The organism is Brasilonema bromeliae SPC951, from assembly GCF_012912135.1.
Taxonomy (GTDB): Bacteria; Cyanobacteriota; Cyanobacteriia; order Cyanobacteriales; family Nostocaceae; genus Brasilonema; species Brasilonema bromeliae.
The window spans coordinates 1-11,842 of the sequence record NZ_QMEB01000217.1; the positions used below are offsets into that span (position 1 = coordinate 1).

The following is an 11,842-nucleotide window of genomic DNA, read 5'->3' on the forward strand; positions in this document are numbered from 1 at the left end:
TCCTTATATTTATGTTGCCAAAGAACAATAAACTGTTACAACCTGAAAGTTGTAAAATCTTTGTTAAATTGAAGAGCATCTCCAGTGTCTCCTCATACTTAGATTAAGGTACTTAGCATGACGGCAACAACCCCAAAGGAAACTTTAGCGGCTCCTAATTTTTGTGAAGGTATTCAATACTTTGGTGAAGCAATCCCAGGTTTTGAAACATATGGTGGAACACCTGCCATTAATTCAGGTGGGAGTGCCAATCCTGGTGATCCAGCCGCCGCCTTCCAAACCTTACTTACTGCTGACGCTTTGCGTTACCTAATACTGCAAGTCACAGCAAGTAAAGCTTCTGGACACCCAGGTGGTTTTGCTTCTCAAGCGGAAGCTTATGCGGCGCTTGTCATGCTCGGTTACAAAAACATTATTACCGAAGTGGGACACCATGCCCCTGGATTTTATAGTGCCATGTTCTTGGATCGATCGCTAGAGGACATGGGAATTTATACGGTGCAGCAATTGCGCGATCGCTTCCGAGAAAAACACGGGCTTTTAGGACACCTTTCTGGCTACATTCCCGGTATTCTCGCACCCGCAGGTCCTTTAGGACAAGGGCAACACTTCGCAATGTCAGCCGCATTGCTGCACAAAGACAAGCTTTTCCCCTTCACCGTTGGCGATGGTGGATTGGGTGAACCGTATATCATGAGTTCAATAGCACACTTCCACACCGCTTTCCCTGGTGTCACCAACTTCTTACCAGTATTGGTATGGAATGGCTACAGCCAGGAACACCACAGCATGGTTTCCCTTAAAACCAATGAACAAATGATCGCATACTGGTACGGTAACGGTTTTGAAAAAGTCGTGTTAGTCGATGCCAAAGACTTTGACGACCAAAACCAAACAGGCGATTATGTTGATAGTACCGCCTTTTCCTTTGAGCAGCGGCTAGCTTTTACCAAAGCTGTGCTGACAGGTGTAGATGAAGCAGCACGTTCTGCACTGAGTGGTAAGCTAACCGTATTTATCATAAAACAACTCAAAGGTGCGGGAGTTCATGCACGAGGTGCCAAGTCTCACAACCTTTATCCTAAAGACACTTTGGATGCTCCTCATATTGTAAGTGCCCTGAAAGAACGTGCCTTACCGCCAGAAGTTTGGCAACTAGTGCGGACAAATTGTGAACGCGCAGGCGGAGGTCCTGCAGCGAAGACAGTTGTGACAGAATTTGAATATGAGTTGCCAGAATTAGGCGAATTGCCTTTAGAAGAATATCCAGTGGGTGGCGAACCGAAAGTTTCCACCACATCTATGGGAAGATTGGTGGGAAAAGTTGGACAGATAGATAGAAACTTCTTGGTAACTAACGCCGACGGTAACGAAGCATCTGGTATTGCCAATATCAACTCTGCACTTAAGATTATCCACCCTACGACAGATGACTTATACAACCAAGCACCAAACGGACAAGTATACGAACCTTTAAGTGAAGATGCTTGTGCGGGGTTAGCTGCTGGTTTATCGTTGATGGGTGCTAGGACTTTGTGGTGTTCTTACGAATCTTTTGCCATCAACGGTTTACCAATTTGGCAAACAGTCACGCAAGCAATGGCAGAATTGCGGCGTCGTACTCCCTCAACTATTACATTATTCACCGCTGGTGCATTAGAGCAAGGACGCAACGGTTGGACTCACCAACGTCCGGAAATTGAAGCTTATTTTGCTTCGTTAATGCGCAATGGTAATGTCTTCCCATTGTTTCCCCCTGATGCTAACAGTATTCAAGTTTGTTATGACTGGGCATTGACGACTAAGAATAAGGGAATTGTGATTACTGCTAGTAAGTCACCATTGCCAATTCGCACCACTTTTGAACAAACGAGTCAAGCTTTACGCGATGGCGCGATAGTGTTGCAAGAAGTTGATTCTAATCAAGGGGGAAGTAAGAAAGTTGTATTTGCTGTAATTGGCGATATGACGTTAATCCCAGTATTTGAAGCTGCTGCTTTTCTAGAAACTGAAGGTATTGCCGTCAAGATTGTTTCTGTTATCAATCCTCGGCGTTTATATCGTCCCCATGATACTGCTTGGGATATTTGTTCTGAAGCTGATGGTGGTTTTGTGGATGATCAGAAATTTGCCGAATTGTTTGATGGCGATGCACTCATTGGTGTGACTGGTGGTGCTGCGGGGATGCTAGAACCCATCATGTTACGGAGTACTGCGAAGCGGGATACCTTCGCGTGGAAGCGCGGGGAGACGACGGCGAGTGCTGGCGAGTTGATGGCGTTTAATGGTTTGACGGCGCAGGCGTTGGCGAAGCGGGGGATTGAGTTAGTGCATTAGATTTAGCAATCTGATACGATACGGTATTGCCGCTCTTCACACATGAGGAGCGGCATAATCTTTATTATCTAATTAGAATATAGTAATAAACATAACATACATTTATGGCAGACTTACTTAAAGCAATTAAAACAATTGTTGATAATCCCATTCCAGATTTAGTAAGTTACTACCAAGGTAAAAATAGAATTAACAGTATTGGTGATGCTTTGGAATGTTTTGTAAAGGATATCTTTGCCGAAACTTTAAGTCAAAGCGAGCAGGCTCTAAAAAATGAGAGATATTCTGAGGTTTTCTCTTATATAGGTAATCAGAACAACCCACCCGATCTAATTTTAAAAAATGGTGATGCAATAGAAGTCAAAAAAATAGAATCACTAAAAGCAAGTATTGCATTAAACAGTTCCTATCCAAAATCTAAATTATATTATGATAGTCCACTGATCACCAAGCATTGTCGTCAATGTGAAGATTGGCAAGAAAAAGACATTATTTATGTAATTGGTGTTCCAGAAAATAAAAAACTGAAAATTCTTTGGTTTATATATGGTGATTGCTATGCTGCCGACAGAGAAATCTATGAAAGAATTGCTAAAAAAATTAGTAGCGGCATTACAGAAATAAAAGATGTTGAATTCTCTGAAACTAGAGAGCTAGGAAGAGTGAATAAAGTAGATCCTCTAGGAATCACTTATTTGAGGATTAGAGGAATGTGGGGAATAACAAATCCTATATACGTTTATGATTATATTTTTCAAACTCAGGCAACAGAGAATTTACAAGTAGTCGTAATTATGAAAGAAGAAAAGTATTTATCTTTTTCTCCAGAAAGTCGAGAAGAAATAGAAGCTATCTCTAATGTTAACTTCCAAAACCAAAATGTTAACATTAGAGATCCGAATAATCCTGCCCAACTTCTTCGTGCTAAAATATTTATCTATAGAATATAGAATTCCAAAAAAGTTAAGTTATAATGAATCAATATGAATATAGTGTCTCTATTTTCAGGTTGTGGAGGTTTAGATTTAGGCTTTCATCAAGCTGGATTTAACATAGTCTGGGCAAACGAATATGATAAGTCAATTTGGGATACTTATGAACTTAATCATCCAGATGTAAAACTAGATAGAAGAGATATCAGAGTTATTGAACCTGATGAAATACCTGAGTGCGTAGGTATCATTGGTGGTCCTCCTTGTCAAAGTTGGAGTGAAGCTGGTGCTGGACGAGGAATAAATGATAGCAGAGGTCAGTTATTTTATGATTACATTAGAATTCTTAGAGAAAAAAGACCTCTATTTTTTCTAGCTGAAAATGTCAGTGGGATTTTAGCCCAAAAGCATAACAAAGCTTTGACAAATATTTTATATCAATTTAAAGATGCTGGATATGAGGTTACTTATAAATTACTGAATGCTTGCAATTATGGAGTACCCCAAGATAGAAAACGGGTAATTATTATAGGGTATAGAGAAGAGATGGGGGGAACCTTTGAATTTCCCTTGGAAAGCAATCACATTTTAACTCTTAGAGATGCTATCTACGAGCTAAGTGATATTGAACCGACACCAGTAGCAGGAGAGGTATCTAAAACTCATCCATTAGTACCTAATCATGAATATATGGAAGGTAGCTTTTCTAGCATTTATATGTCAAGAAATAGAGTCAGAACCTGGGATGAGCCATCTTTTACAATTCAGGCAGGTGGTAGACATGCTCCTATACATCCTCAAGCACAAAAAATGATTTGGGTTGAGAAAGACAAATGGATTTTTGATCCTAATTCATTAAAACCGTACCGGAGATTATCCGTTAGAGAATGTGCAAGAATTCAAACGTTTCCAGAAAAATTTATTTTCAAATACAAACATATAGGTGATGGCTATAAAATGGTTGGAAATGCTGTTCCTGTATTGCTAGCAAAAAAGCTTGCTACTAAAATAATTATAGATATAAAAGAATACCAAAATTTTGGTGTCTGTAATCATGTGCGTCGTCACAAATATCCGACACAACTCACATTATTTGAACCCAGTTCTTCTTTCGCTTGAGACTTAATTTTATGCAATACCATCAATCCATAACCCATGCATGAGCAATTTCTCGGCTACCAATGGAACGAACTTGTGCAGCTAAGAGTGAAACAATTGCCACGGTTTCCCCATACTCGGTGAGAAATTCCACTTCATATCCCTTACCACCTTGATGTACCAAAACAACTGTACCTATATCACCCTGTTCTAACCCGTACTCTGAAATATGAGTTGTTAGAATAACCACTACAAGTTCTGCAATCATTTTTTTCACCTTTTCAATTGATATAGCAATCCGCGCATCAGTTGTAAAAATCTCTCTTTTCCTCCTCTGTGTTCTCTGCGCCTCTGCGGTTTATTCACTAAAGGTTTATTTTACAAATCAGATAGGACTGCTATAGGCAGTCACAAATTATCTTGACCATCTGTAAGCTATGATTTACTAAAGATTTTACACAAGGATTAAACCATGACTAACACTCAAGGAATGGTTCGCTTAAATCTAGATTTGTCACCAGAATTGAACCAGGTATTAGAAGAACTTGCGAAAAAAACTGGTGTCACTAAAAGCGATGTTCTGCGTCAGGCGATTAGCTTAATGCAAATTCTTGTTACAGCTAAAGAGCAAACTCATAAATTAGGTATTAACGAAGCAGATCAGCTGATAGCTACAGAAATCATCATGCCCTCTGAAGATATACCAACAGAGCATCCACTGGAAACATTTATGGAAAGCTTTGGTGCTTGGGAAGACGAACGTACACCAGAAGAAATCATCAAAGAGATATATGATAGCCGTACTATTTCTAAGTCTGAATATAGTCTGTGACTTATTTACTTGATACTGATACTTGTATTTATTGGCTTACTAATCGTTATTCAGTCAGACAAAAGGTGAGGCAAGTAGGATGGAATCAAATTTCCATTTGCATTATCACTGCTGCTGAACTGTACTTTGGTGCGTTTAATTCTAATCGAATTGAAGAAAATTTTGCTCGTGCAGAATTTTTTATTAAACAGCTACCTGTTTTACCTCTTACTGATTCTGCTGTCAGACGCTTTGGAGAATTAAAAGCAGAACTCCGCAGACTAGGACAACCAATTGGCGATTTTGATTTACTCATTGCCAGTGTTGCTCTTACAGGAAATTATATTTTAGTTACGAACAATACCCGTCATTATCAGCGCATTACCGAACTACAACTAGAAAACTGGACTTTACCATAAGCTTGACTTTTGACTTGTTGTACTAGTTTGGCGTCTGAGAAAGCTACAGCTACTCTTACAATTACATACAATAATGAAATCTTGCCCTATTTAGTTCGTTAAACATGTCGGAAGAAGATATCCGTGCTACGCGGCTAGAAAAAGTAGAACAGCTGAGACAACTGGGGATGAACCCCTATGCCTACCATTGGGAATCCAGCCATCACGCGGCTCAATTACAGGAAAAATATGCTGATTTGCCTAACGGTGAAGAAGTTGATTTAGAGGTGACTGTGGCTGGACGCGTTATAGCGCGTCGTGTTTTCGGGAAATTGGCTTTCTTCACTTTGGAAGATGAAACCGGCACAATTCAGCTTTATTTGGAAAAAAATCGCATTCAAGAAAGCATGGCAGATGTTGATGCTGATGCTTTCAATCACCTCAAGCAACTCACAGATGTCGGTGATATCTTGGGGGCTAGTGGGACAATCAAACGGACTGAAAAGGGCGAGCTATCTGTCTTTGTAAAAAAATACACTATTTTAACCAAATCCCTTTTGCCTTTACCTGATAAATGGCATGGGTTGACGGATGTTGCTAAGCGATACCGTCAGCGTTACGTTGATTTGATAGTAAACCCTGAAGTGCGTCAAACTTTTCGCCGTCGCGCGCTCATTACTGCTGGTATTCGTCGTTACTTGGAACAGCGTGGTTTTATTGAAATTGAAACTCCGGTTTTACAAGCAGAAGCGGGTGGTGCAGATGCGCGTCCGTTTATCACGTACCACAATACTTTAGAGATGGAGTTGTTTCTGCGAATTGCAACAGAACTCCATCTTAAGCGCTTGATTGTCGGTGGATTTGAAAAGGTGTTTGAACTGGGGCGGATTTTCCGCAATGAGGGAATATCAACTCGTCACAACCCTGAATTTACCACAATTGAAATTTACCAAGCTTATGCCGATTACAACGATATGATGGCGCTAACAGAAGGTATCATTACCACCGTTGCCCAAGAGGTTCTCGGCACGCTACAAATTACCTATCAAGGCACACCAGTGGATTTGACTTCCCCTTGGCGACGTGCGACAATGCACGATTTGGTAAAAGAATATACAGGCTTAGATTTCAACTCCTTCCAAACTTTGGAAGAGGCAAAAGCTGCTAGTAAAAATGCTGGTTTGGAAGGTGTCAAAGATTGCCCTTCAATCGGTAAGTTGCTGAATGAAGCCTTTGAGCAAAAGGTAGAGGAAAACCTCATTCAACCAACTTTTGTGATTGACTACCCAGTAGAAATTTCGCCACTGGCAAAACCACACCGTTCAAAGCCTGGTATAGTAGAGCGATTTGAGTTATTTATCGTCGGACGGGAAACTGCCAATAGTTTCTCAGAGTTGACTGATCCTATCGACCAAAGACAACGTTTAGAAGCACAAGCTGCACGAAAAGCTGCGGGTGACTTGGAAGCGCAAGGAGTGGATGAAGATTTCTTGACGGCGTTGGAATATGGTATGCCTCCCACAGGCGGGTTAGGAATTGGAATTGACAGGTTGGTGATGTTGTTAACAGATTGTGCGAGTATTCGGGATGCGATCGCATTCCCATTACTCAAACCTGAAAAATCCGAATCATCTACAGAATCAGACACATAGCCAGAAGGTGCGTTACGGCAAAATGTAACGCACCTTCTTAAACTGATACTCATGCAAGAAGTCAGGAGGAATTATCTATAATCCTGTCTTTGAATATCCCGCAGGCGAGCAGCATTACGAATACCATACTCAGGACGAGTAAAACGATTTAACTGAGACTCAAAAAAGTCCCGATTTGCTTGTAAATGTTCAGGATCTGGATCATCTAAAGGATGACAAAGTACAGTCCGCAATGCTTGAATAACTGCAGAAGTGACGCAGTACATTGAACGTTGGAAACTAATTCCCAACTGAATCAATGTATCTTCTTCTCCTCGGCAATAATTCTTGTAGTAATCAATAAGATACGGTGGCAAGAAATGCAACATATCTTGCATGAGCAGTGTTGGTGGAATACCTGCAGTACCTACTGGAAAGACATCCGCATAAAGAATTCCATAGTGAAAGTCTTTTTGGTCTATTGGCACTTGTCCTGCTTGAGCATTATAAGATTTTGTACCCCGGAAGGGAGCAGTACGATAAAAAACTGCTTCCACATAAGGTAATGCAGCTTCGTGCAGCCAGACAAAACCTTTAGATTTAGGAACAATTTCGTAGCATTCACCACGAATATAAACATGATGGTAAATAGGACGATTTGCAGCCGCAAAAATTCCATTTACTATAAAATTCATTGCTTCTGGGACACTCGTAATTTTTCCTTCGTCGTATAAGTCTGACATTTCAAAAAATACGGGAGCCATGACTTCCCAGAACAAACCCAGATTAGCGTAGTAAGACATCTGACGACACTGTTCTATAAACATATCTGGGAACAGTTTGTAGAGTCCTAACATGAATGGGTTACCTTTGAAGTAAGCTTTGATTGCCCTATCGGCATTAGCTTTGTATTCTTCAGTATCCAGATAAGGGTCAAATTTCCCACCCATTCCTCTATGCCAAAGCATTGCTCGCATACAAGCTTCGGCAAATTCCATGTTGATTCGATCATGGAATAAGTGATGCAATAACTTAGGCATTTTGAAGGTTTCACCCTTTTCCATAAATGCCAAGAGTTCTGGATGAGCAGTCGCCTCACCTCGCCAAACTCTCAACTCAGCATCATCACCAGCATAATGATTGTGACGATCTAAATACTCCTGGGGAATGAAGTATTTAAAAAAGGGAAATGGATCTAAAAATACCTGCTCAGCAATATATAATAAGTCGCGCCAGTAGAAGTCCATCGGTACTGCATATGCTTTGTAAAGACCGATGATTTGCATTAAGTTTTCTGGCGTATCGGGCAACATTGCACCGCCTGCTTCTAACCGATGAATCACTTCTGCAAATTCATGAGTAGAAGGAGGTAATTTAGCTTGAACCTTATCTGGAGTTTGTACCATTTTGATTTCCTCAAATAAAGTAGATTTTCAAAGGAAGTTTATTGATTGAGAGCAACTTGAGTCGTTACGGTTTTTTCAACAGGAGGAATAACAGCAACCATTGCTGTACTTGTTGTCTCACTCCAACGCACTAACCAACTCGGTTGTACTCCCAAGAATAAGATGAGGGCTGCTAAAATAAAAGCTGGCATTTTCTCAGACAACAGAACTTTAGGATAGTAAGCTAAGTCGTTATCAAGTTTGCCAAAACAGGTACGGTTAAGCAGGATGACAAAGTAAACTGCAGTTAAGCCACTGGCGACGACACACAACAGTGTTGGTACGGGAAAGACGGAGAAACTGCCTTGAAACACGATAAATTCAGCAATAAATCCTGTCATACCAGGAATACCAGCGCTTGCCATACCCCCTAAAATGAGTAAAGCACTCGTCAGGGGTAATCCGCGTATAGGACTCATTAAGCCATTGAGTTTATCCAATTCACGGGTTCCCACTTTGGCTTCCACAACTCCCACCAGATGGAAGAGGATGGCGAGGATAATACCGTGACTGAACATTTGGGCGATCGCACCAATCAGTGCTAACGAAGTACTAGCTGCTGCTGCTAACAATATATACCCCATGTGCCCAATGGAACTATATGCAACCATGCGCTTGATATCTTTTTGAGCAATAGCTGTGACTGCCCCGTATATAGCACTGACTGCTCCCCAAGTTGCTAAACTGGGTGCAAGAATACTCCAAGCTTCGGGAAACAGCGCCATCCCAAATCGTAAAACGCCATAAGTTCCTAACTTTGCTAGCACTCCACCAAGAAGAATCGCAATCGGGGCTGAGGCTTCAACGTAAGCATCTGGTAACCAAGTGTGTAAGGGAACAAGGGGAATTTTGATACCAAACCCTAGCACGATTCCTACAAGTAGAATGATTTGCAGTGTTGTTGATAAGGCTTGAGTCGAGAGTGTATTGTAATCAAAACTAGTTGAACCAGTGAGCCAAACTGTACCCAGAAATGTTGCTAGAATTAATGCTCCTGAAACAGCGGTATAAATTAGGAACTTCATGCCAGCATAAGCCCGCTTTTCACCTCCCCATATGGAAATCAGGAGATAAAAGGGTATTAATTCTAGTTCGTAAAACAGGAAGAAGAGCAATAAATTCTGTGCTGCAAATGCACCTGCAACTCCTGCACTGACTAATAAGATAAGGGAGTAAAAAAACCGGGGACGTTCTGTCTGTTGGTTGCTGCTGTAAATAGCAATCCAGGTGAGCAAACTATTTAATAGCAGCATCAGTATGGAAAGTCCATCAACCCCTAATTGGTAACTTAAACCAAGGGTTTCATTCCAAGGTAAGTATTCCTGCAACTGCATGCCAGGAAGAGAGATATCAAATTTAAACAGGAGGAAAATATTCCAAAGAAGAACTAATCCAGTAACGGTTAGGGCTGTTAAACGAACATTAATTGCGGGAATGGCACGAGGTAGGAAACTAATAACAGCGGCACCTAAAATAGGTAGCCAAATTAAGGTACTGAGCATAAATTTGTTAGTGATTTGACTGATCTAAAGAACTTAAAAAAACCGCTCCAGACGCAGAGAAGAGCCAGCGCGTTGCGGAGCCAGTGCTGAAGACGGGTTTCCCGTCGCAGGCATCTGGCGTTGGGGTTCCCCCCGTTGTAGCGACTGGCGTCACAGAGGAAGAGAGAACAGAGAGATGCACAAGCTTTGGACGAAAACAAATTTTATTGTTAGTTATTGATTGTGAGTTGACTGCTTTTATGGGCGCAAGCAGGGTAAGCGCATTTTAATAAGCAGTCTGGAAACTAAAACATCAAATTTAAAAGATGAGATCCCCAGTGTTGCCAACTCACTACCATTCCTAAAATACCTACTCCCAATAGCACGGTGAATGCATAAAACTGGGTTTGTCCGGATGTGCTATATTTCAAACTTTCTCCACTCAATATGGAAACTAAGCCAACTAAGTTAACAATTCCATCGAATATGAGGCGGTCGATCATGTCTGCTAGTTTTGAAATTAAGTCAACGCTGAAAACTATGCTCACCCGATACAGTTTTGGAGTGTAAAAGTCGTATGCTAGCAAGTCTTGCAAAGGTTTCAATGGTAAGCGAATTGGTTTGGGAATGACATTGCCTAGATAAATAACAGCACTAATGCTGCACCCAAAAACACTTGACCAAATTAGCAGGAGTGCGACATCTTTGTTGAGAGTTGCCCAAGTTGGTAGTAGTGATAAGCTTTGTAACACTAAGGGTAAATGGAGAGTAAAGCCAAGCAAAATGATCGTGGGTAAAGCCATTTGCCAACTGACTTCAGGTGAGCGATCGCTCATTTGCTTTGGTTTTCCACCAAATATTAAACTAAATTCCCTGGTTAAGCTAAAGGCTGTTAAAGTGTTGACTATTATAATGACTCCCACAAGCCAAGGTTGTGTTGTCCACAGTCCCGACGCTAATTTCAGCAATGCCCAAAAGCCGCCTAACGGTGGAAACCCAATTAATCCTAGAGTCCCTACTATATATGCTATGCCTGATACTGGACGGCGTGACCAAAGTCCCCCCAGAAGGCTGACATCTTGAGTGATGCTGTTCCAAACAATTGCACCAGTACTCATGACTAGGAGTGCTGAGGCTAAGGCGTGAGTGAGAACTAGTAACAGTGCTGCTTCATCTTGTTGTGTTCCTACGGCGATAAATACTAAACCCATGTATGTACTGACGGAGTATGATAAGCAGCGTTTGATATCAACTTGGGCGATCGCAATCAAAGAACCACCCACTGCTGTCACAACACCGATAGCTACCATTGCAGAAGTCGCTATTGGCGACAAGCTGAAAACAGGTTGCAGTTTAATCAGCACCCAAGCACCAGTCGCAACGACTACAGAATTCCGTAAAATTGTACTGGGAACAGGTCCTTCCATTGCCTCATCCAACCACAGATGCAAGGGAAATTGAGCACACTTACCCATCGGACCAGCAATTAATGCCAGACATGTTAACGTTATTAAGGTTGGGTTGACATTGGCAGTAGTCGCCCATTCTGCTAAATCGGTGTAGTTCCAAGTCCCAGCTTGTGACCATATTGCCAGAACTCCCATCAGCAGAAATAAATCTCCCACCCGTTTGGTTAAGAAAGCATCTCTAGCACCTGTGACAACCAAAGGTTGACTAAACCAAAGTCCTACTAATAAGTAGGTTACTAA

10 protein-coding genes are annotated in these 11,842 nt (G+C 41.3%); 6 read left to right on the forward strand and 4 right to left on the reverse strand.

Annotated features, from left to right (window positions below):
• Positions 1 to 117: 117 nt before the first annotated feature.
• From DP116_RS22355 to DP116_RS22365, 3 genes are all read left to right on the forward strand, one after another.
• Positions 118 to 2,337, forward strand: a complete 2,220-nt coding sequence (locus DP116_RS22355; RefSeq protein WP_169157268.1) for a phosphoketolase family protein — start codon at positions 118 to 120, stop codon at positions 2,335 to 2,337.
• Positions 2,338 to 2,441: 104 nt separating this feature from the next.
• A complete protein-coding gene (locus DP116_RS22360; protein ID WP_169157269.1) occupies positions 2,442 to 3,287 on the forward strand; it encodes an NgoPII family restriction endonuclease in 846 nt (281 codons plus the stop codon).
• Between the two features lie 33 nt (positions 3,288 to 3,320).
• A complete protein-coding gene (locus tag DP116_RS22365; RefSeq protein WP_169157270.1) occupies positions 3,321 to 4,388 on the forward strand; it encodes a DNA cytosine methyltransferase in 1,068 nt (355 codons plus the stop codon).
• 22 nt (positions 4,389 to 4,410) lie between these two features.
• Here the strand turns inward: DP116_RS22365 and DP116_RS22370 are convergent, their stop codons facing one another.
• Positions 4,411 to 4,635, reverse strand: coding sequence for a DUF4926 domain-containing protein (locus DP116_RS22370; RefSeq protein ID WP_169157271.1), 225 nt, complete (start codon positions 4,633 to 4,635; stop codon positions 4,411 to 4,413).
• Between the two features lie 204 nt (positions 4,636 to 4,839).
• Here DP116_RS22370 and DP116_RS22375 point away from each other — a divergent pair, with 204 nt between their 5' ends.
• From DP116_RS22375 to lysS, 3 genes are all read left to right on the forward strand, one after another.
• Positions 4,840 to 5,199 carry a ribbon-helix-helix domain-containing protein gene (locus DP116_RS22375; protein ID WP_169157272.1) on the forward strand — a complete coding sequence of 120 codons (360 nt, stop codon included), beginning with the start codon at positions 4,840 to 4,842 and terminating at the stop codon, positions 5,197 to 5,199.
• A complete protein-coding gene (locus DP116_RS22380; protein WP_169157273.1) occupies positions 5,196 to 5,597 on the forward strand; it encodes a PIN domain-containing protein in 402 nt (133 codons plus the stop codon). Before DP116_RS22375 ends, DP116_RS22380 begins: the two co-directional genes overlap by 4 nt.
• A 104-nt stretch (positions 5,598 to 5,701) precedes the next feature.
• Positions 5,702 to 7,228, forward strand: coding sequence for a lysine--tRNA ligase (gene lysS, locus DP116_RS22385; protein ID WP_169157274.1), 1,527 nt, complete (start codon positions 5,702 to 5,704; stop codon positions 7,226 to 7,228).
• Between the two features lie 71 nt (positions 7,229 to 7,299).
• Here lysS and DP116_RS22390 read toward each other — a convergent pair whose 3' ends face one another.
• The 3 genes from DP116_RS22390 to DP116_RS22400 form a co-directional block, all read right to left on the reverse strand.
• On the reverse strand, positions 7,300 to 8,613 hold the full coding sequence (locus DP116_RS22390) for a CO2 hydration protein (RefSeq protein ID WP_169157275.1): 1,314 nt from the start codon (positions 8,611 to 8,613) through the stop codon (positions 7,300 to 7,302).
• A 38-nt stretch (positions 8,614 to 8,651) separates the two neighbouring features.
• On the reverse strand, positions 8,652 to 10,154 hold the full coding sequence (locus DP116_RS22395) for an NADH-quinone oxidoreductase subunit M (RefSeq protein WP_169157276.1): 1,503 nt from the start codon (positions 10,152 to 10,154) through the stop codon (positions 8,652 to 8,654).
• Positions 10,155 to 10,438: 284 nt separating this feature from the next.
• On the reverse strand, positions 10,439 to 11,842 hold a 1,404-nt coding region (locus DP116_RS22400; RefSeq protein WP_169157277.1), incomplete at its 5' end, for an NAD(P)H-quinone oxidoreductase subunit F.

What these genes read in the sequence shown, in the direction of transcription:
- DP116_RS22355 (WP_169157268.1), top strand. Translation starts at nt 118, where the DNA reads ATGACGGCAACAACCCCAAAGGAAACTTTAGCGGCTCCTAATTTTTGT.
- DP116_RS22360 (WP_169157269.1), top strand. Translation starts at nt 2,442, where the DNA reads ATGGCAGACTTACTTAAAGCAATTAAAACAATTGTTGATAATCCCATT.
- DP116_RS22365 (WP_169157270.1), top strand. Translation starts at nt 3,321, where the DNA reads ATGAATATAGTGTCTCTATTTTCAGGTTGTGGAGGTTTAGATTTAGGC.
- DP116_RS22370 (WP_169157271.1), bottom strand. Translation starts at nt 4,635, where the DNA reads ATGATTGCAGAACTTGTAGTGGTTATTCTAACAACTCATATTTCAGAG.
- DP116_RS22375 (WP_169157272.1), top strand. Translation starts at nt 4,840, where the DNA reads ATGACTAACACTCAAGGAATGGTTCGCTTAAATCTAGATTTGTCACCA.
- lysS (WP_169157274.1), top strand. Translation starts at nt 5,702, where the DNA reads ATGTCGGAAGAAGATATCCGTGCTACGCGGCTAGAAAAAGTAGAACAG.
- DP116_RS22390 (WP_169157275.1), bottom strand. Translation starts at nt 8,613, where the DNA reads ATGGTACAAACTCCAGATAAGGTTCAAGCTAAATTACCTCCTTCTACT.
- DP116_RS22395 (WP_169157276.1), bottom strand. Translation starts at nt 10,154, where the DNA reads ATGCTCAGTACCTTAATTTGGCTACCTATTTTAGGTGCCGCTGTTATT.